The sequence below is a fragment of the Algoriphagus sp. genome, from assembly GCF_046296635.1.
Lineage (GTDB): Bacteria > Bacteroidota > Bacteroidia > Cytophagales > Cyclobacteriaceae > Algoriphagus.
Map to the genome: position 1 here is coordinate 240,369 of NZ_JBKBKZ010000002.1, position 19,542 is coordinate 259,910.

General features: G+C 41.3%; 20 protein-coding genes. 14 read left to right on the forward strand and 6 right to left on the reverse strand.

The genetic code is table 11. The features are described from left to right. Positions 1–159 precede the first annotated feature (159 nt). From ACK4HU_RS03230 to ACK4HU_RS03245, 4 genes are read left to right on the forward strand one after another with little or no spacing between them, the layout of a single operon-like run. Positions 160–909: a segregation and condensation protein A gene (locus ACK4HU_RS03230; protein ID WP_409803409.1), complete on the forward strand. Its 750-nt coding sequence runs from the start codon at positions 160–162 to the stop codon at positions 907–909. Positions 910–911: 2 nt separating this feature from the next. Beyond that, a complete protein-coding gene (locus ACK4HU_RS03235) occupies positions 912–1,979 on the forward strand; it encodes a YbhN family protein (protein ID WP_409803410.1) in 1,068 nt (355 codons plus the stop codon). Continuing rightward, the gene (locus ACK4HU_RS03240; protein ID WP_409803411.1) at positions 1,980–4,448 is read left to right on the forward strand and encodes a bifunctional UDP-N-acetylmuramoyl-tripeptide:D-alanyl-D-alanine ligase/alanine racemase; all 2,469 of its coding nucleotides are present in this window, start codon (positions 1,980–1,982) and stop codon (positions 4,446–4,448) included. It abuts the gene before it with no gap. 22 nt (positions 4,449–4,470) lie between these two features. Next, positions 4,471–5,283 carry an ion transporter gene (locus tag ACK4HU_RS03245; protein WP_409803412.1) on the forward strand — a complete coding sequence of 271 codons (813 nt, stop codon included), beginning with the start codon at positions 4,471–4,473 and terminating at the stop codon, positions 5,281–5,283. Here the strand turns inward: ACK4HU_RS03245 and ACK4HU_RS03250 are convergent. Both ACK4HU_RS03250 and ACK4HU_RS03255 read right to left on the reverse strand, forming a co-directional pair. After that, complete coding sequence (locus tag ACK4HU_RS03250; RefSeq protein WP_409803413.1) at positions 5,280–5,738, reverse strand: GNAT family N-acetyltransferase; 459 nt, start codon at positions 5,736–5,738, stop codon at positions 5,280–5,282. The two genes, ACK4HU_RS03245 and ACK4HU_RS03250, sit on opposite strands and share 4 nt — an antisense overlap. Positions 5,739–5,752: 14 nt before the next feature. Then, positions 5,753–6,964 (reverse strand): chloride channel protein, encoded by a 1,212-nt coding sequence (locus ACK4HU_RS03255; RefSeq protein WP_409803414.1) that lies wholly within the window; start codon positions 6,962–6,964, stop codon positions 5,753–5,755. A 148-nt stretch (positions 6,965–7,112) separates the two neighbouring features. Here ACK4HU_RS03255 and ACK4HU_RS03260 point away from each other — a divergent pair, with 148 nt between their 5' ends. Then, positions 7,113–8,006 carry a TIGR01777 family oxidoreductase gene (locus ACK4HU_RS03260; RefSeq protein ID WP_409803415.1) on the forward strand — a complete coding sequence of 298 codons (894 nt, stop codon included), beginning with the start codon at positions 7,113–7,115 and terminating at the stop codon, positions 8,004–8,006. A gap of 69 nt (positions 8,007–8,075) precedes the next feature. Here ACK4HU_RS03260 and ACK4HU_RS03265 read toward each other — a convergent pair whose 3' ends face one another. The 4 genes from ACK4HU_RS03265 to ACK4HU_RS03280 form a co-directional block, all read right to left on the reverse strand. Next, the gene (locus ACK4HU_RS03265; protein WP_409803416.1) at positions 8,076–8,240 is read right to left on the reverse strand and encodes a hypothetical protein; all 165 of its coding nucleotides are present in this window, start codon (positions 8,238–8,240) and stop codon (positions 8,076–8,078) included. A gap of 103 nt (positions 8,241–8,343) precedes the next feature. Then, positions 8,344–8,511: a PLDc N-terminal domain-containing protein gene (locus ACK4HU_RS03270; RefSeq protein WP_409803417.1), complete on the reverse strand. Its 168-nt coding sequence runs from the start codon at positions 8,509–8,511 to the stop codon at positions 8,344–8,346. Positions 8,512–8,514: 3 nt separating this feature from the next. Continuing rightward, positions 8,515–8,739, reverse strand: a complete 225-nt coding sequence (locus ACK4HU_RS03275) for a PLDc N-terminal domain-containing protein (protein WP_409803418.1) — start codon at positions 8,737–8,739, stop codon at positions 8,515–8,517. A 10-nt stretch (positions 8,740–8,749) separates the two neighbouring features. After that, positions 8,750–9,001 carry a PLDc N-terminal domain-containing protein gene (locus ACK4HU_RS03280; protein WP_409803419.1) on the reverse strand — a complete coding sequence of 84 codons (252 nt, stop codon included), beginning with the start codon at positions 8,999–9,001 and terminating at the stop codon, positions 8,750–8,752. Positions 9,002–9,094: 93 nt separating this feature from the next. On the opposite strand from ACK4HU_RS03280, the gene ACK4HU_RS03285 reads away from it, so the two are divergent. The 9 genes from ACK4HU_RS03285 to ACK4HU_RS03325 all read left to right on the forward strand — a co-directional run bounded on the left by ACK4HU_RS03285 (position 9,095) and on the right by ACK4HU_RS03325 (position 19,379). Continuing rightward, positions 9,095–11,647, forward strand: a complete 2,553-nt coding sequence (locus tag ACK4HU_RS03285) for a M14 family metallopeptidase (protein ID WP_409803420.1) — start codon at positions 9,095–9,097, stop codon at positions 11,645–11,647. Between the two features lie 93 nt (positions 11,648–11,740). Next, positions 11,741–12,853, forward strand: a complete 1,113-nt coding sequence (locus ACK4HU_RS03290) for an amidohydrolase family protein (protein ID WP_409803421.1) — start codon at positions 11,741–11,743, stop codon at positions 12,851–12,853. A 136-nt stretch (positions 12,854–12,989) separates the two neighbouring features. Beyond that, positions 12,990–13,784 (forward strand): LytR/AlgR family response regulator transcription factor, encoded by a 795-nt coding sequence (locus tag ACK4HU_RS03295; RefSeq protein WP_409803422.1) that lies wholly within the window; start codon positions 12,990–12,992, stop codon positions 13,782–13,784. A gap of 79 nt (positions 13,785–13,863) precedes the next feature. Continuing rightward, the gene (locus ACK4HU_RS03300) at positions 13,864–14,487 is read left to right on the forward strand and encodes an intradiol ring-cleavage dioxygenase (protein ID WP_409803423.1); all 624 of its coding nucleotides are present in this window, start codon (positions 13,864–13,866) and stop codon (positions 14,485–14,487) included. Beyond that, a complete protein-coding gene (locus tag ACK4HU_RS03305) occupies positions 14,480–15,139 on the forward strand; it encodes a YceI family protein (RefSeq protein WP_409803424.1) in 660 nt (219 codons plus the stop codon). Before ACK4HU_RS03300 ends, ACK4HU_RS03305 begins: the two co-directional genes overlap by 8 nt. A gap of 306 nt (positions 15,140–15,445) precedes the next feature. Beyond that, complete coding sequence (locus ACK4HU_RS03310; RefSeq protein WP_409803425.1) at positions 15,446–16,342, forward strand: hypothetical protein; 897 nt, start codon at positions 15,446–15,448, stop codon at positions 16,340–16,342. A 184-nt stretch (positions 16,343–16,526) separates the two neighbouring features. Continuing rightward, positions 16,527–17,891, forward strand: coding sequence for a TlpA family protein disulfide reductase (locus ACK4HU_RS03315; protein ID WP_409803426.1), 1,365 nt, complete (start codon positions 16,527–16,529; stop codon positions 17,889–17,891). 226 nt (positions 17,892–18,117) lie between these two features. After that, positions 18,118–18,594, forward strand: a complete 477-nt coding sequence (locus ACK4HU_RS03320; protein ID WP_409803427.1) for a hypothetical protein — start codon at positions 18,118–18,120, stop codon at positions 18,592–18,594. 626 nt (positions 18,595–19,220) lie between these two features. Then, complete coding sequence (locus ACK4HU_RS03325; protein ID WP_409803428.1) at positions 19,221–19,379, forward strand: hypothetical protein; 159 nt, start codon at positions 19,221–19,223, stop codon at positions 19,377–19,379. Positions 19,380–19,542: the final 163 nt, after the last annotated feature.

Here is a 19,542-nt window from a genome sequence, read left to right on the forward strand (position 1 = left end):
ATCGAATAGAATTAACAGGAAGCGGATATGTTTGTTTACAAAATACGAGCTAGTGAGAAAACACCGCTATGCTATATTCCTTTTGCCTCCGATTAATTTAGCGTAAATGGATATCTTTGGCTAATAGATTGCAAAATTAACTATTAAAATTAAAATCCGGTGAGTTTCGAGATCAAATTACCGCTCTTTGAGGGTCCCTTCGATCTTATGCTGTTCTTCATCGAGCGGGATGAACTCGATATTTATGACATTCCTATCTCCAAGATTACCAATGACTTCTTGGACTATGTTCATCAATTGGAGAAAATGGAGATTGAGGTGGCAAGTGATTTTATTCTTTTTGCAGCCACGCTGATGAAGATCAAATCCAGAATGCTCCTACCAAGACCGGAACTAAATGAAAAAGGCGAGGAAATTGATCCAAGAGAAGAGTTGATCAGAAACTTATTAGAATACAAAAAGTTCAAGTCTGTCATTGAAGACCTGGCTCAATTGGAGGCTAATCGGCTTTCGAAGGAAAAAAGAGGCAACCTTGCGAAAGAACTTTTGGAACTAAGCAAAAACGAGGACGTTGAAGCTGAAATGCAGCACGTGGACCTTTATAAATTGCTCAAAGTATTCCAAAAATGCATGGCTCGACTGGCCTCACGAGTGGATGAAACCAAACACACTGTGATTCAGTACCCTTACACCATCGAACAACAAAAAGACTTTGTTCTCGAAAAAATCAGCTTCAAAAAACAAGTGCCTTTTGAGGAATTCATTCAATATAACCCAGAAAAAATCTTCGTGATTTATACCTTTCTAGCAATTCTTGAGCTTCTTCAACTTTCCCTCGTCACGATCATCATCGGCGAAGGGTACAATAACTTTTGGGTAGAAAAGACTGAGCCCGTCGCTGTAGGTTGATTATGAAGGTGGACAACAAAAAGATTTTTCAAACCTTAAATCCAAATAAAGTTTGGGTGCCTGTCATCATCGGACTGGGAATCGTCTTTGCGATGTTTTATCTCGATCCTTCGATAACTTCAGATTCACTGAAAGGCGTTTTTGATGCATCCATTCCCTGGTTGCTATTTGCTGTTCTGGTTCTCTTCTTCAGAGATTTTGGCTATGTCTACCGGATCCGGGAAATTACAGATCGCCACCTCACTTGGACTAGAGCACTCTATGTGATCATTCTCTGGGAATTTGCATCAGCGGTGACTCCATCAGTAGTGGGAGGAACTGCAGTAGCCATTTTTATTCTGAATAAGGAAGGCATAAAAATGGGAAAAGCCATTGCTTTTGTAATGGTGACGGCGATTTTGGATAACCTGTTTTTTGTTATTGGTGCTCCAATTATTCTATTTATGGCTAAAGGAAATATTTTTCCCGATAGCAAACTACTTGAAACCCAAATGGAAAATAGCCTACAGGCAATTTTCTGGATCAGCTATAGCCTCTATGCCACCTACAGTTTGGTGATGGCAGCCGCTCTATTTTACAGACCAAGAGTTTTCAAATGGGTGTTGATCAAAATTTTCAGTTTCAAATTCCTTCGGAAATGGAAACATGCCGCACAGGAATACGGCAATCAGATTATCGAGGCTTCACGAGAACTTAGAGGAAAAAATATGCGATACTGGCTCCCTATTATCGGAGCGACCATCTTCATATGGACTTCAAGATACCTCATGCTCAATGCATTGATTTCTGCTTTTGTGCCGCTATCTCTTGATCAACAGGTGATCGTTTTTGCCCGTCAGGTGATCATGTGGATTGTGATGATGATCTCTCCCACACCGGGAAGCAGCGGAACAGCGGAGTTTTTCTACGCTCAGTTTTTCACTCAATTTCTGGGAAGCTATACCTTTGTGACCAGTATTGTTTGGAGGCTTTTCTCCTATTATCCTTATTTGATTTTGGGAGCAATATTTCTTCCTCGATGGATCAAGCAGGTTTTTTTCAAAAAGAAACAAAAACTAGAGGAGGAATAAATGCTCAATTCTCTATCCATAGCCCAACTTGAAGAAATAACCGGGGGAAAAGGTCTGGGTAAAGAATTTTCAGGGTTGATTACTCAAATCAGCATTGACTCCAGACAAATCATTCACCCCGAGCAGTGCCTTTTTGTAGCCTTACGCGGTGCCAAAGCCGATGGGGCTGATTTTATTCCGACCCTCATTTTTGAAGGAATTCGAGTTTTTCTCGTTCATGAAGACTGGCCAATCAATTCAGAATTAAGTGAAAAAGCCAATTTTGTTCGGGTGGCTGATACCCGCGCGGCACTACAGAAAATCGCTGCATATCAACGAGGTCAATTTTCAAAACCTGTGTTGGGAATCACAGGAAGCAATGGGAAAACTATTGTCAAGGAATGGCTGGGACAGGTTTTAAGTGAAAGCTTCACTGTGGCCAAAAGCCCAAAAAGCTATAATTCACAAGTGGGCGTCCCACTTTCTGTTTTCGGAATTCAACCTTACCATCAGGTAGCAATTCTTGAAGCAGGGGTTTCTAAAAAGAGAGAAATGGCTCAACTTGCTCCTATGATCAGACCTGATGTGGGCATTTTCACCAATATAGGCACAGCTCATGAGGAGGGATTTTTGAGTATTGAAGAAAAAATCCGTGAGAAACTTCAGCTTTTTTCCGAAACCAAACTTCTGATTTATTGTAAGGATCAACCGCTCGTTCGGAAGGAAATTGAAGAAACTTTCTCCTCAGATCGACTTATTTCCTGGTCATCAAATACAGGAGCTGATTTCATGATCTCTGCCAAAAAACAGGATTCCCATACCAAAATTATCTTGATAAAAAGAGATCTCAACACCTTCACTTTTCAGGTTCCATTTACCGATTCGGCCTCGATTGAAAATATCACCCACGTCATCATCGCAGCATTGACTTTGGGACAGGAGATTCCCTCGATTCAGGAAGGATTAAATCATTTGAAGCCCGTGGACATGCGCCTCACGCTGAAGCCCGGCCTAAATGATTCATTGCTGATCGATGACACGTATAATAATGACATCGCTGGATTGAAGGTGGCACTGGAGTTTATGAGTCAGCAGCGCCCGAAACGAAGAAAAATCCTGATTTTATCCGACCTTTTGCAGCAAGGTGTACCTGAAAAAGTCTATGCTGAAGTTGCCGAGCTGATCAAATCTTATGGTTTGAACACAATCATTGGAATTGGAACTGAGGTAAACAGATTGAAAGACTTTTTCCCTGATGAATTCTCAAATTTCGCCTCTACAGAAGAATTGCTGCAATCCCTGGACAGTGACACTTTCCAAAATGACCTCATTCTCATTACAGGAGCCCGACCGTTTGCTTTTGAGCGTGTGGTCAACAAACTTCAGCAACGCATTCATGGCACCACGCTGGAAATCAACCTTAACTCATTAACTCATAATTTCAATTTCTATAAGCAATTGGTAAAACCTGAAACCAAAATGATGGTGATGGTAAAAGCATTCGCTTATGGAGGTGGTGCTGCAGAGATCGCTAATCATTTACAGACGATGGGTGCGGATTATTTGGCAGTCGCATTCTCAGATGAGGGTGTTACACTTAGAAAACAGGGAATCCGACTTCCTATCATGGTATTAAATCCTGTGGAAGAATCCTTTGATTTACTACAGGAGTATGATCTTCAACCGGTGGTATTTAGTACTGAATTTTTCCGAAAGCTGGCGAATTATGCCAGAAACCATCAAATCCAAGTCTCCATTCATTTGGACTTGGATACCGGAATGCATCGACTCGGGTTTGAAAAAAAGCATTTGGAGGAATTGAAAAGTCTGATCAAAGATTTTCCCGAATTAATAATCGCCAGTCTCTACACTCATCTGGTCGGGGCAGACGAAGAAGAGCATGAAATATTTTCACTCGGTCAGCTTCAGGCATTCACCGAAATGAGAAGTGAGATAGAAGCAATTTTAAATTACAAACCGCTTGTTCATGCGCTAAACTCTGCAGGGATTGTACGCTATCCTGATTTTCAGATGGATATGGTGAGATTAGGTATTGGGCTCTATGGTATAGAGGTAACGGGTAAGTTTGATGCTAACTTGAAGTCTGTCAGCACCTTGAAAACCACCATATCACAAGTAAAAAACTTACCCTCTGGAGCCACGGTGGGATATTCAAGAAAAGGAACACTCCTTCATGGAGGGAAAATCGCCACTCTTGCTATCGGCTATGCTGACGGTTACGATCGAAGATTTTCGCAGGGAAAAGGGTATGTACTGATTCACGGCAAAAAAGCTCCAGTGATAGGAAATGTCTGCATGGACATGACAATGGTGGATGTCAGCGATATCGATGCAAAAGCCGGTGACGAAGCTGTGATTTATGGCGAACAAATTTCTTTGAAAGAACTTGCTGACCGAATTGGTACTATTCCCTATGAATTACTGACTAATATCAGCACTCGGGTGAAACGGGTCTATTATTTGGATTAAAGTTATTTTTCTAAATTCCTCCATGATTTTAACCAAAAGAAAACTCGCTCACATTGTTTTTGAGTCCAACGACAAAGCTTCAAAAACATTTGACGTAATCTTGCTGGTATTGATTTTCAGTTCCATAATAATTGCTGTTCTGGATTCAGTCGGGGAGCTTCATTTGAAATACGGAAAGATTTTTTATGCGCTGGAATTAGGTTTCACTTTCCTTTTCACTTTAGAATACATCCTCCGAATTTGGCTGACAAGCAAAACGCTTAAGTATGTCACGAGTTTTTATGGAATCGTTGATTTAATGGCTATTCTGCCCGTTTATCTTAGTTTTTTTATCTTAAATACTCAGCTTCTTTCTGTAATCCGAGCGCTAAGATTGCTTCGAGTAATCCGAATTTTGAAACTCGGAAGATATCTGTCTGAAGCGGATTTTCTTCGCGAATCCCTAAAAGCCAGTGCGGCCAAAATTCAAATTTTCCTGTTTTCGGTTCTTACTATCGTGCTGATTATGGGTACGCTGATGTTTGTGGTGGAAGGACCTGTAAATGGCTTTACCAGTATTCCAGCCGGGATGTATTGGGCCATTGTAACCCTCACTACTGTAGGGTTTGGGGATATCACTCCACAAACTCCTGTGGGTCAGCTTCTGGCTTCATTGATTATGCTGATGGGCTATGCGATCATCGCCGTGCCAACCGGAATAGTAAGTTCAGAAATGGCGAAGAGAAGAATGCCCCAAAATTATGAGAAAGAAAAAACTTGCACATTTTGCGGATTTGACCACTTAGAACGAGGAGACAATTTTTGCAAAAAGTGTGGAGAAAAAGTACGCGATTAAGGATTTGGTTTGAGCCTCATGTGCAAGATTGGATAGTCCATTCCGGCACTATCTTTTTCAGAGCGATCAATGACTTCAAACCCTGCTTTTTCATAAAAGATCCGTGCAGGCACATTTTGTTCATTGACATCCACCTCAATACACCCACACGAATCAATCGCATAATCCAGCAAAACCCTACCCAATCCTTTTCCAATCCATCTTGGATCCAGAAATAGCATTTCAAGTTTCCTTTCCAGCAGCCCCATAAACCCTAATACCTGATCCCTTCCACCAACCAGGCAAAACACCGAAAATTCTTCAAAATCAATACTTGAAACTATTTCTTTGATAATTTCAAAGTCCTTGGCCTTCAAAAAATGATGAGTGGCCAAAACAGATGTTTCCCACACCTCGAGAATTTGCTCTCGAAATACAACTTTGTAAGGCTGAATGGAAAATTTTAATTCTGACATAGATAAAGAGAATGTTATGGAAGGATCCGCTTCCAGCCGATCTTCTGAGCGGAATAGATACTTCCTCTTCCGCTGAAAATATATGCCACAAGGCAAGCAAATACCAGATATATCCCGGTTTCATAGCCAAAAAGCTCCATCCCCATCACTGTACAAGCCAGCGGTGTATTTGTGGCCCCTGAGAAAACACCAATAAAACCCATCCCTGCCAAAAGTGCCAATGGCAAAGGAATCCAAGCCGAAAGCGCATTTCCTAGTGTCGCTCCGGTGAAAAAGAGAGGGGTTACCTCTCCCCCCTTGAATCCAGAGCCCAAAGTCAAATTCGTCAAACCAATTTTTGCCAACCAATCATACCAAGGCAAAGGAACTTCAAAGGCCTCCACAATTCTGGGAACACCAAGTCCTATGTAAGTTGTAGAACCCGAAAAGTAAACAATCATAGCTACCAATAGACCTCCAATAAGGGGACGAAGTGGGGGATAGGCAATCTTATTGAAAATCGCCGAGACACCATTTCCAGTCTCAGCAAAAAGCCTCCCTGCGAGTCCAAAAGCAATTCCCGCAGGAATCACCCATGCTAGGTTGATCAGGGAATGAACAGGAATCTCCGGGATTGAATAGGCAGTGTGACCCACTCCCCAAGCTATTTCACAGATCCAATGGGCAACAAATGCCGCAAAAAAGGCAGGAAAGAGAGATTTCCAACGAATCTTCCAATTCATCATCCACTCTAAAGAAAAGATTGCCCCTGCCAGTGGAGTCCCAAAAACAGAAGCAAATCCTCCTGCCACTCCACATATGATGATCAGCCTTCTGTTTTCCTGATTTAGCGAAAACAATTTGGTCAGCTGATCTGCCAAGGAGCCTCCCATTTGAATTGCCGTGCCTTCTCTACCGGCCGATCCTCCAAAAAGATGGGTGAAAATTGTACCAAAGAGAACCAATGGAGTCATCCTCAATGGAATGGGGTTTCTACTCTGATAAAGCTCCTCGAGCAGAATATTGTTTCCTTTGACAGAATTGGCCCCATAATGGTGATACACATAGCCAATCCCAAAGCCTGCAAATGGTAGCAAGGCGATAATCCAAATATTTGTTTCTCGAAAAATAGTCGCCCAATCCAAAAAAATTAGAAAAATCGCTGAAGCTGAACCGGATAGGACCCCAACCATTGCTGCCAAAGCAAGCCAAAGGAGGAAATATTGCGTAAGTTGTCTTCCTGTCACGAATTAGAATTTTTCGCAAAATAAGGTTGAAAATATAAAAACCGTAAAATTCAGAGAAATAAACCCAAACCAATTGCTCGGACGAATGTCTCGAAATCGTACATTCAACCAAAGCCGAGTTTTAAGGTTACTTTAGAAATTGTCATTCATGCAAAATATATTAATCACCGGCGGATCAGGACTAGTAGGTCAGAGAATTACGGAACTCCTGGAAAAAAAAGACTACCAAGTTGCTTGGCTAAGTAGATCTGCGCAACCCGGACGAGAATCTTTTATTTGGGATATCCAAAAACAGGAAATTGATCCTAAAGCTGTGGAATGGGCTGATGCCATTATCCATTTGGCCGGAGCAGGAGTAGCGGAAAAACGCTGGACTCCCGAGCGGAAAAAATTGATACTCGAATCCAGAACTCAAAGTACTCAATTACTTTTTTCTGCAATAGAAAAAGCTGAAAATCGACCAAACACCTTTATTTCAGCTTCGGCGGTAGGTTATTATGGGTTTAATACAGGAACTAAACTAGTGGATGAAACGAGTGCTGCCGGTTCAGATTTTCTTGCCGAAGTGGTAAAAGCCTGGGAGAATGAAGTGAAAACCATTGAGAAATTAGACATTCGGACAGTTCTACTGCGAATCGGAATTGTCTTAGATGCTGAAGGTGGGGCTTTGGGCGAGATGTTAAAGCCACCGGTTGCGGCACCTCTGGGATCAGGCGATCAGTGGATGAGTTGGATTCATATCGAGGATCTGGCAAGAATGTTTGTCTACGCTTTGGAAAAGACCACCCTTCAGGGAGTTTACAACGCAGTCGGGCCTAATCCAGCAACGAATCAACAACTCACCCAAGAAGCTGCATCTGCAAAAGGAAAAACTTATTTGGGGATTGGAGTTCCGGGTTTTGTCTTAAAAATGGTGTTGGGAGAAATGGCAGCTATGGTTCTGGGAGGAAATCGAGTTTCCTGCCAAAAAATCCAGAAAGCCGGGTTCCAGTTTGAGTTTTATGAATTATCTGCGGCGCTGAAAGATATATTTCGCAGTTGACCCTATTTATCATAAAATATGATATTTATTTCGCCAAACTTTTTTAGTTGTTTATCCGCTGACATAAAATTATTCCCATTCATTTCGCATACTCTTTTGAACTACAATTGGGTCTTTTTTTATTTTTAGGACTCCGCAATATTTTTGAGAATCAAAGCTTTTCTTGTTTTTTACTCTTGAAAGCGACTTTTCAACTTCTTTGGTATCGGAGCCTTTTTTTAGAATAGTTATCATATTTCTTTTATTTGAGAGTTACGGGTTTTTCGCATTTTGATCTAAACTCTATATCCAAATTTATAATAATCTGTCTTAAAAATTTAATAGAAATAGATTCAGACTATATCCTCTTATTCCTTCCGATCACAAACCAAAGCACTGTCCCCAGCAATGGAAGCAGAAGTACAATCAAAATCCAGATCAGACGATCATTTGGATTAGCAAAACGGCTTGTCACCACATCATAGATGGTATAAGCGTAGATGATAATCCCTAGAAATTTCCACATGGTTTAGCTTGTTTTTGTTCCTTGGCCCATAATCAAATATGCAATCGGCCCAATCACATGGGCAAACAAGAGCACCACAATCCAGATCAATTTCATGTTTTGGTCTTTGAAATTGGAGCGGATTACGTCTATTAAACAATAAACCCAAAGGATGAAGTAGGCAATGGAGATGAGCATGAATAAAATGATGCTTGCTCCACCCATATTTTGAATAAATAATAGTGTCATTTTTTGAAAGTTATTTTTGAAGATTTCTGTTAAAATCAGGGCTGAATCGTTTTTTTTCCTTTGTACTTCGACTCATGCTCAGGTATAGAAAAATGCCTATCACCGGAGTGAAAACGATCAAAATTACCCAGATCAATTTTTGATTTGGACCCCTAAAATCATTTCTCAGGCAATCAAAAAGCGCATAAACCCAGAATCCCAAGTAAAAAAGGCCTGATAATTGCCAAAAGAGCAATCCGTAACCCGGCGTAATCAATTCCATGTCGTTTATTCAATTATTTTTACCACCGATCCAAAATAGCTTTTTTTGATAAAACTTAGTAAGAATTTAGTCCAAAGTTTAAAAATCCACCCTATGAAAAAGTACACGTTTGCAGTGCTTTTAGCTCTATTTTCCACCCTCAGTTTCGCCCAAGATTTAAGCTACTATTTGCCCAGTGGCTATACTTATAATCCAGCTATTCCGACTCCAAAGCAAGTTTTAGGTTATGAAGTAGGTGAATGGCATGTGACACACGATCAGCTCGTGATGTACATGAAGGCAGTTGCTGAAGCATCAAATCGGGTGATCTTTGAGGAAACAGGACGGTCCTATGAAAAAAGGCCTCAGACACTTCTGACGATCACTTCTCCGGCCAACTTGACTAAACTCGATCAAATCAAGGCGGAGCGAATAAAACTTCGTGATCCGGGAGCTTCTTTAGCCATTGATAAAATGCCCGTGGTCATGTATATGGGCTATTCTGTCCATGGAAATGAGCCTAGCGGGGCCAATGCTTCCCTTTTGGCAGCTTACCACTTCGCCGCTGCAAATGAAATCTCAGCAGATCTCGATAATATAATTCTTCTATTAGATCCAGCAATCAATCCCGATGGCCTAAATCGTTTTGCTTCCTGGGTTAATTCCCACAAAGCATTTAACATGAATGGTGATCCTGCGGGTCGTGAGTACAACGAAGCTTGGCCAAGAGGCCGGACAAACCATTACTGGTTTGACCTAAACCGTGATTGGCTGCCTGTTCAGCATCCTGAATCCAGAAATCGAGTGCGGGTCTTCCAAAGTTGGTTGCCCAATATCCACTTGGATTTCCATGAGATGGGCACTAACAGTACCTTCTTTTTTCAGCCGGGCGTACCTGCAAGAATGCACCCTTTAACTCCGGCTAAAAACTTTGAATTGACTGAAAAAATTGGAACCTATCACGCCAAAGCCTTGGATCAAATTGGTTCTCTTTATTACAACCAAGAGAATTACGATGATTTCTACTACGGAAAAGGCTCAACCTATCCGGATGTGCAAGGTTCGATTGGGATTCTATTCGAACAGGCAAGCTCAAGAGGTCACCTTCAGGAAAGTGCCAATGGCATGTTAAGCTTTCCATTTACGATCAGAAATCAGTTTACCGCAAACCTATCTTCTTTCCAAGCAGCCAAAGAAATGCGGGTTGAGTTGAATCAATGGATGAAGGATTTTTACAAAGGGATAAAAACAGAAACAGATACCGATACCAATAAGGCTTACATTTTTGGTGCAAAAGATGACGACGCAAGAAGTTTCCACTTGGCAGATTTGATCTTGCAGCATGATATTAAAGTATTTGCATTGAATGAAAATATCACGCTCAACGGTCAGGAATTCAAAAAAGAAACTTCCTACATCGTACCTGCGGATCAGCCTCAATATCGTCTGATCAAAGCGATGTTTGAGACACGCACCACCTTTCAGGACAGCTTGTTTTATGATATCTCCGCTTGGACTTATCCGATGGCTTTCCACTTGGATTTCATGGCGCTCAATAGTAGAATCTTAAATCTTGCCAGCGTCAAGCAAATAAATAAAGATGATTTTGAGCTGGCACCTGGTACGGTCGTTGGTGAGGCAGGAGCCTATCAATATGCCCTAGAATGGACAGACTATTATGCCCCAAAGGCGGCTTATCAATTGCTGAAAGCAGGATTTTTGGTGAGGGTTTCCAATGCAGAATTTACCACTCCCGAAGGAAAAAAATTCGGCCGTGGAACACTTTTGATTGACAAAGGGGAAACCGGATTGGACAATCAGGCATTTTTTGCGAAGCTTCAGGAAGTGGCAAAAAGTGCTCATGTAGATATCCATGCGATTAGTACAGGATATACTGGCGGGGCAAATATGGGATCGACATTTATGGCGCCATTGAAAACTCCTCAAATCGCACTTCTCGTGGATGGTGGAGTAGATAGTGGAGAGGCAGGAGAAATCTGGCATTTACTGGATCAGCGGATGCAAATGCCCGTGACGCTACTTCCAGTAGGATCTGTAAACAGTGTCAATCTCGATCGCTATAATGTGATTTTGATGGCTGATGGCAACTATAATTCTCTAGGGAAAATGGGTGCGGAAAAACTGAAAGAATGGACCTCCAAGGGAGGAACGCTGGTTGCAAAAGGCGGGGCGCTTCGTTTTCTAGCGAATAATGAAATCGGAAATTTCACATTCAGAACTGTGGAGAATGCTGAAAAAGGCGTTCAAAAAAGCTACGCGAACTTTGAAAATGCCACTGGTGCAAAGGGAACTTTCGGGGCCATCTTCAAAGCAAATTTGGATGTGACCCATCCAATAGGATATGGTTATTCTCAAAAGGAGATTTATACCTTCCGAAATGACAATTTCTTCATGGAAGTTTCTCCAAATCCGTATGCCAATCCGCTAGTTTACACGGCTGATCCACTAGCCTCAGGATATCTGCATCCAAGTAATCTTCCGGGAATTCAAAACGGAAGTGTCATCCGTATCTCAGGAGTAGGAAGAGGAAGAATCGTCGGTTTTGCCGACAATCCTAACTTCCGCGCATTCTGGTTTGGCACCAATAAGCTATTTATGAACTCCATTTTCTTCGGACAGGTAATCGACGGAGCCACTGCACGATAATTCATTAAAATCCCGGTGATTCCATCGGGATTTCTTTTTTTCCACTCAAAGAATTTATCAATCCTATTCCCTTTGCTTTCAGTTAAACCGATCATGAAGAAATTCTTACCGCTAATAGTTGCAATATCCTTTTCTGCAGGCATTTCAAATGCTCAGGAAATGAGCTTCGAAAATTACAATCCCCCCTCCACGCTCAAGGTTCCCGAAAATCCCAAAACAAAGGCGAAATTTCCTTTCATCGACATTCACAGTCATCAGGGGGGAATCACCAAAGCCAAGATCGATCAGCTCAAAGGAGAAATGGATGAACTCAACATGGGTATCATGATCAACCTGAGTGGCCGGGGCTTTGGCCAAGGTAACAGCAATGCTCAGCAGGAATATATCCGAGGCATGATGAATGAGTTTAAAACGCATGCGCCCGGCCGATTTATGGTGTTCACCAATTTGAACTTTAATGGCTTTGGTGATGGCAGTTGGACAGCACTGGCTGTAAAAGAACTGGAGGAAGACGTGAAAGCGGGAGCCGTGGGACTAAAAATTTTCAAAGGTTTAGGGCTTAATACAAAAGACAATAAAGGCAATCGCATTCCGGTGGATCATCCCGATCTCGATGCTGTTTGGGCAAAAGCTGGTGAGCTTGGCATTCCGGTTCTTATCCACTCAGCTGACCCTGCTCAGTTTTGGCAGCCTATGGATTCAACTAATGAGCGCTGGCTGGAGTTGAAACTCAACCCAAACCGCAAAAGGTCCGACACTAACCCTGCACCGTTTGAACAAATCATAAAAGAGCAGCACAATGTATTTGCAAAGCACCCGAAGACCACTTTTATCAATGCCCACATGGGCTGGATGGCTAATGACCTAGATGCGGCGGGAGCTCATTTGGACAAATACCCCAATGTGAACTATGAAATCGGCGCAGTCATTGCCGAACTCGGACGCCAACCTCGGCGAGGTAAGGAGTTTTTCATCAAGTATCAGGACAGAATCCTTTTTGGAAAAGACGCCTATAACAAGGAGGAGTTTTACACCTACTTCCGTGTTCTTGAGACTGAAGATGAGTATTTTCCTTACTACAAAAAATATCACGCTTACTGGAAAATGTACGGATTGGGTTTGCCTGACGAGGTGCTGAAAAAAGTGTATTACAAAAATGCACTGCGAATTGTACCGGGATTGGATAAGTCACTGTTTCCCAATTAATTTCAAACCAACTTTATGACCTAAAAATGGCCTTTCCAAATGTGAGAAGGCCATTTTTGCTTTTATACCCATAACTTCATCCGAGATTTGAGTAAATTTTGAGATGGATTCACAACGAGCCATCTACCTGCGGCGAATGTCGAAACTAAAACGGGCCAAGGGCTTTCTCATCCTCTTGGTGATAATTTTAGGTGTCACCATCTTTCAGGACTACCTCCAATCCAGATATCAATCCTACTCATTTTATTTTTCAGAGTCGCTCCTGTTTAACCTCTTTTGGGCGTTGATTCTTCCTGTCACATTTCTGTTGCGATATACCTTCAGAAAGGCAAAGATCATTCTCAGGATTAATTCCAAATGGGCTATCAGATCTCTTTTTGTGCTCGTGGCTACGATTCTCCACCTGCTTCTTTTTGCCTTTCTGGTGTACTCGGTCTCAAGTTTGTTTTATAATCATACGTTCGGGTTTTGGGGAAATCTGGTTTACTCGGTATCCAATGATTTATACAAATACCTACTGATCTACACGGCGGTTTCCTTGATTCCTCTGGAAAGACCAACGGATACTAAACTTCAAGAATCCAGAGAGTATCCTGATTTTTTACTCCTACAGACCGGCAAAAAAACGGAGAAAGTTTCCATAGAATCCATTCTGTACATTACTTCTGCCACCCCGTATGTCGAGTTCATTACTGAGGAAAGAAAGTACCTGCAACAGGGATCACTTAAATCATTTTTGGAAAAACTGGACCCCTCAGTTTTTGTAAGAATTCATAAAACCACTTTAGTAAATGTCAGCAAAGTGGATTCGATCAGTTCCAGAGGGAATGGAGATTACGACCTTTTTCTTTCGAATGGGCAGGAACTTCGTTTGAGCAGAAATTACGTCCAAGACTTTCGCAGCAAATTTGATCACGCTCACTCAGGTTAATAGAGAATATCCACAGGTCAAAACATCTAATTTGTAGGGCCCCAATTCTTTCTTTCAATTTGTTGGAAAAAAGAAAGCGATGAACCGAATCCTGAAAAGATGCCTGATCCTCTTCTGTCTATTCCTGAATTTCAACTGCTCCGCACAATCCCGAAAATTAGTCGGTGGAGGCTGTGAAGGCTGCGAAGCTATCTTTGAGTTTGGGAATAAATCCTTGACACCCCTTGATACACTTCCGGGTTTTGAAATCTCTGAACCTAAGCTCAAACTCACCGGAACGGTTTTTCAGCGGGACGGAAAAACCCCTGCTAAGGACGTAATCCTCTATGTCTACCATACCGACAGAACAGGGGTTTATCCCAAAAAAGGAGATGAAACCGGCTGGGCAAGACGACATGGATATCTCCGAGGTTGGATCAAAACGGATCAAAGTGGGCGCTATACTTTTTACACATTCCGCCCAGCGGCCTATCCAGATCTCGCCGAACCGGAACATATTCATCTTACAGTAAAAGAGCCCGACAAAAACGAATATTATCTGGATGATTATTTGTTTGAAAATGATCCAATTTTGAATCAAGAGCGTCGAAGAAGGCTTACAAACAGGGGAGGGTCCGGGATAGGCAATCCAAAACTGGAAAACGGGATACTCATAATCCGTAGAGATATCATTTTGGGTCTCAATATTCCGGACTATGAATAAGTTTAAATTTTTAGTCCTACTTCTAATGGCATCAAGCTGTGTGGAAAAGTCAAATTCTGAAGTCCAAACAGTTCACATCAAAAAGCAGCAAACCGAAACTCAAATTGCCAAACAGGAAGTAGACTCGTTAAAACTTGACTTGGAGCGATCCAAACTTTTCTGGAAAGGAACCAAAATGCGGGGAGCCGGAAGTCATGAAGGAGAAGTAAGAATCATTCAAGGAATTATGTTGAAGGATAAAAATGGATTATCTGGGGGCAAATTTGAAATCGACATGAAGTCTATTTCCATCTCCGACATCCCTATAACTGATCCGATTCCGATCAAAAACTTGACCGATCATTTATTGCATGCGGACTTCTTTCATGTGGATAACTTTCCAATATCAACCTTTGAAATCACTGAAATAATCAGACATTCCACTGAAAATCTGGAGATTTCAGGAAATCTGACTATCCGGGGAATTACCAAAAACATTACTTTTTCCGCCATTCAAAAAGGAAATTCTATTTCCACTCGATTTCTTATCGATCGGTTTGATTGGAATATAGCCTACGAAGGCTCTTGGGCAGATCGGACTTTGGTAGATCGAAATATTGAATTTCAGATTGAGCTCGTGATCGTTGATTTCTTTCCCGCTGATATGCACTGATTACTTTCGTAGATATGCGCTGATTTTGGAAGATCTGCGGGAACTTGCCTGACGGCTTCAGGTCTGAAGGAATTCATTTTAGAGAACGGAGTCCAGCTTTCGGAAAAGCAGGACAACTAAAAATCCGTGATCTTTTCTGTGGAAATCTGTGGGAAACCATTTTATATGAAAAAGCCCCTCCATATTTTTCTTTGTTAACTGTGATTAACAAAGCGGTTGACCATAATTTCTTAACTTTGCCCTAAGAAACCTTTAATTGACCTGGTCTACTTGTTAGACCAAATTCACTCGAATCCCCTTTTTCACGTGAAAAGACTTCTAAAATTCCCCGTTGTTGCTGGCATATTATTTATTTCTTTTGGATTACAAGCTCAGGACTCTTCCTTGGTCGGATCAAGTAGTTTGAAATCACCAAACTTCCAAATCGGATCGAATACAAGTATCTCTCAGGAGAAGATTGCCGACCTTAAGCCCGACAGCCCACAAGGAGAAAATTCCAAAGAGGATGTACGACCATTTATTACTGATGATTCAAGAGTTGTGGGCAACCGACTTGCTCAAATGGAAGCTTGGATGAGGATTGATAAGCATGAAGGTCAGCAATGGCTGATGGCCGCGTATGGGCCAAATAAATGGCTGGAATTGTCCATTGGCGGTGTGTTGGGCTATGAAAAAAGTGAACAAGGAGGAACCAACTTTTCCTATGCTCTGCCGCTTGTCCAAGGGAAAGTTCTTTTCAGAGAATATGAGTCCGGTAAAGGACCGGGATTTGGTGCAGTTTTGGGAAGTTTTTTCCCGGGAGGAAAAGGTGCATTCAAACCGGAAGGATACGGAACTTTTGGATTTTTAACTGTTAGCCAATGCTTTGGAGAAAACGAGGACGTATTAATTCATGGAAATTTAGGAGCAAATTATTTACATATTGACGGTTCCGGTGACCTTTTGGGAACCTGGGGTTTTGGTTCACAAGTTAGAGTGCATAAGGGAATGCATTTAGTGGGAGAGATATTCTCCGGAGATCCTTACGTGCCGGGAGCAGGAATCTCCTATCAGGTAGGCTATCGATACTTTTTCAGCGATCTGCTTCAGATTGACATGACCATTGGAGAAGGAATGGGAGGAGAAAGTCCTTTGCCATTTTGGTTTAGTGCAGGGGTGCGGATTGTGACTGAGCGATTTTTACCCTCAAACAAAAGGAAATAACAGGGTATTTCATTCTGAGTTTCCCGCTGATCTGCGGTGATTTTGGAAGATCTGAGAAACTTGCCTGATGGCTTCAGGGCTGCGAAAAACCCTAAAAAACTTAAACTTTTAGATTGGGTTTTTGTGATTTAGGATTTAGTTTTTATTTTAGAGATAGATAGCTTACATCTAACCCCAATTTTTCATGAGAACATTTGTTTTAGTACTTTTTGTGGGAATCTTCATTACCTCATGTTCTCAACCCTCTCAAGTTTTTGATATCACAGTTCCAGAAATAAATACAGAATACGATTCTTTATTTTTTCAAGAATTGATAACTGGAAAAGTTTTAGGAAAAGTACCAATAAATTCCTCTGAGAAAAGTTTTTCCTTCCCTATTGAAGGACAACTACTTGCAAGCATTCAGGTGAAAGGAAGTGATAAGTCTTACTTAACTATCCTTGGACCGGGAGTATCCAAAATCCTGATAGCTAGTGGGGACTTTTTTGTGACAGAAGAATCACCAGCAGATTCAATGGTAAATGTTATTTGGCATTCGACAAATGAAATGTTTTCCCACTACGCAGGATTAATTTTTAGGGTTGGCGATCCCGAATCGGTAAAAGAAAAGTTTGATAGCTTAATCGAGGCTAGAGACAAGGTCATAAAGCAACTTGAACCAAGAATCAGTGATTCAGAGAAAGCACTACTCAAATATCAAAACCAAGCGAGGGCCTACAATTTCTTGATGTATTATGGGAGAATTGTGAAAGAGTATGAGGCACAAGACCCTTATTTCGATTTTATCAAAAAGATTAATTCTTCCGAATCAGAAGCGAAATCTTTACCGGATATGATCCTATTCAAATATGAAATTGAGTTGTTGAGAGAACAGGATTCCATTCAAAATATCCAAACTTTTCTTAGGGAAATCGAAAAAAAGACCGAAAACCTTGATTTAAAAAATTTCTTGAAGGCGTACTATATAAAATCAGTGATAGAACATCCATCCTATTGGAGACCTCATGAGCAATTGTTTACATCGGACAAAATTACTGCGGCACTGGAAGGAGAGAAATCCAATCCTTATTCATTCTTGATTAATAGAGCATCAGATTCCTTTTTCTCCTCCATGGCTGGTGTTGAAGCGTTTAATTTTAAAGCTAAAAAGTCGGACAATTCTGATTTTGATCTATCCGACCTCAAAGGTAAAGTTATCCTTATTGATGCTTGGGCAACTTGGTGTGGACCCTGCGTAAAACACCGCCCAAATATTTTAGATATTGCTGCTAAGTACCAAAATGATCCCCGAATTGCAGTTTTAATGGTTTCAGTAGATTCTGAACTTGATCGATGGAAAAATTTCGTGTCTCGAACTAATCCTCAGAATTTTGGAATTGAGGTAAATATCCCAAGTGGGATAAATGATATTTTTGGAGATAAATATTTGGTCAAAGCAATCCCAAAATATTTTTTAATTGATCCGAAGGGAATCATTATAAGTTCCGATATGCCAGAACCTTCTCTTGGAATGGAAACAATGATTGAATACGAACTTGAAAAAATGTAATGCAGAGGTACAAGTATTACTATTGAGCTGGGCTTGGGAATTAACTGGTAACTCTTTTTTACAAGATTTTGGTTGATTTCTTACTCTGATCCTACAGATTCTCTAAGTTGAGTTAAACAGATCTGCGTGAATCAGCGACTTTTTCTGCGGTAATCTGCGGGAGCTTTAAATTTGAAGTGAATGACCGATTGCTGTCCTTATTGAGCGAACAACAAACCTACGAACCTTGGAACACTTCCATTATTCAATCCAGAGAAACGGAATAAAAACCATAGGAAAGATTGTAATTCTAATGGGACTGATTGTATTGGCAGTTGCATTCCTGTTTGAAGTGGAAACTGACCTTAATAAGGTCCTTTTGGTAGGTGGAGGGGCGGTGGTAATTGGCTGCTTAATGATTTCCATATCAGAAGGAACTCTAATAGATTTTGAAGCGAACAAATTCAAAGAATACCAAAGCTTTCTGTGGATAAAGTTTGGGGAGTGGCAAAATCTACCAAAAATTGAAAATGCAGAATTGATCCACTACACCTACACTGAGTCCAATTTCCCCAATGGAATCAGCCCCACAATCTCTTGTAATACTACAGTTTATAAATGTGTACTAGTTTCTGGAGGTAAAAAATTCAGAGTTTTCGATTATTCAAAAGAGAAGGATGCGATTGTGGCTTTGGATATAATTCGGAGTGGGTTTAGGCTTTAGTTATATTTTTCCCAAAAAATGCCAATTCTGATAGTTCTCAACTATTTCCCGCTGATTTTTGCGGATTAATTTCGCTGATCGGCGCAGATTTCATTCTGGAATAGACTTGGCCTATTCATTAAAAAAAACCGTCTGAAGGCTGTCAGGAACGTTGGAGAACTTTTTATGAAAATTGTCCTGCTTTCTGAAAAGCAGGACAAATAAAAATCTGCGCAAATCAGCGACTTTTTCTGCGGGAATCTGCGGGAAAAAAAACATCTTTCCAAGATAAATTAGGTCTGCTGCGGGAAGGTGAACACAGATAAAAGGAGAACAATCTGTGAAAATCCGGTGCGCCACGAGGCGTGTGTGTTATAAATTAACTTAAAAACCTAGGAAGATGAAAGTTCTTTCCAGCCAAATTTGCCGTTCGGGCTGAAGTATTCCTGACACTTTGGGCGGAAACAAACTCTGTGAAGCTCAGGAATTTCGGTTTGGTAAGCTGCATCAGTCAAGCTTCGTTACGCTTTGGTATTGGCCATCCTCTCGGATTTGGTGAAGCCTGAAACATCAATAGAAGCAACGGTAAAATGCATATTGATGGATACCCGGAGTAATATGATGTTGCGTGTCAGACAAGGTTACACATGAACGTGGGATACCCTAACGGGGAAGGTGTCAACTTCCGTCCGAGGGAGTCGGAGATGCCCATAGTAGTGATCGAGCTGTGGAAAGGTAAAAGCACAGTGAGCGAAGGGGCATTGCTAAGGATAAAGTTTTCAGGAGTCAAAATCGGATACAATTGATGAACCATCAGGATAATATCGGAGGATCGGGACAGTACGAGCTGATCAAACGTCGGCGGAGTGAGATACCCGATTCAGAAAGGGTTTTGGCTCTACAGGGGAAACTATACCAAAAGGCCAAACTTGAGAGTGAGTACAGGTTTTATGTGCTCTATGACAAGAT

What these genes read in the sequence shown, in the direction of transcription:
- ACK4HU_RS03235 (WP_409803410.1), top strand. Translation starts at nt 912, where the DNA reads ATGAAGGTGGACAACAAAAAGATTTTTCAAACCTTAAATCCAAATAAA.
- ACK4HU_RS03240 (WP_409803411.1), top strand. Translation starts at nt 1,980, where the DNA reads ATGCTCAATTCTCTATCCATAGCCCAACTTGAAGAAATAACCGGGGGA.
- ACK4HU_RS03245 (WP_409803412.1), top strand. Translation starts at nt 4,471, where the DNA reads ATGATTTTAACCAAAAGAAAACTCGCTCACATTGTTTTTGAGTCCAAC.
- ACK4HU_RS03250 (WP_409803413.1), bottom strand. Translation starts at nt 5,738, where the DNA reads ATGTCAGAATTAAAATTTTCCATTCAGCCTTACAAAGTTGTATTTCGA.
- ACK4HU_RS03260 (WP_409803415.1), top strand. Translation starts at nt 7,113, where the DNA reads ATGCAAAATATATTAATCACCGGCGGATCAGGACTAGTAGGTCAGAGA.
- ACK4HU_RS03265 (WP_409803416.1), bottom strand. Translation starts at nt 8,240, where the DNA reads ATGATAACTATTCTAAAAAAAGGCTCCGATACCAAAGAAGTTGAAAAG.
- ACK4HU_RS03270 (WP_409803417.1), bottom strand. Translation starts at nt 8,511, where the DNA reads ATGTGGAAATTTCTAGGGATTATCATCTACGCTTATACCATCTATGAT.
- ACK4HU_RS03275 (WP_409803418.1), bottom strand. Translation starts at nt 8,739, where the DNA reads ATGACACTATTATTTATTCAAAATATGGGTGGAGCAAGCATCATTTTA.
- ACK4HU_RS03280 (WP_409803419.1), bottom strand. Translation starts at nt 9,001, where the DNA reads ATGGAATTGATTACGCCGGGTTACGGATTGCTCTTTTGGCAATTATCA.
- ACK4HU_RS03285 (WP_409803420.1), top strand. Translation starts at nt 9,095, where the DNA reads ATGAAAAAGTACACGTTTGCAGTGCTTTTAGCTCTATTTTCCACCCTC.
- ACK4HU_RS03290 (WP_409803421.1), top strand. Translation starts at nt 11,741, where the DNA reads ATGAAGAAATTCTTACCGCTAATAGTTGCAATATCCTTTTCTGCAGGC.
- ACK4HU_RS03295 (WP_409803422.1), top strand. Translation starts at nt 12,990, where the DNA reads ATGTCGAAACTAAAACGGGCCAAGGGCTTTCTCATCCTCTTGGTGATA.
- ACK4HU_RS03300 (WP_409803423.1), top strand. Translation starts at nt 13,864, where the DNA reads ATGAACCGAATCCTGAAAAGATGCCTGATCCTCTTCTGTCTATTCCTG.
- ACK4HU_RS03305 (WP_409803424.1), top strand. Translation starts at nt 14,480, where the DNA reads ATGAATAAGTTTAAATTTTTAGTCCTACTTCTAATGGCATCAAGCTGT.
- ACK4HU_RS03315 (WP_409803426.1), top strand. Translation starts at nt 16,527, where the DNA reads ATGAGAACATTTGTTTTAGTACTTTTTGTGGGAATCTTCATTACCTCA.
- ACK4HU_RS03325 (WP_409803428.1), top strand. Translation starts at nt 19,221, where the DNA reads ATGAACGTGGGATACCCTAACGGGGAAGGTGTCAACTTCCGTCCGAGG.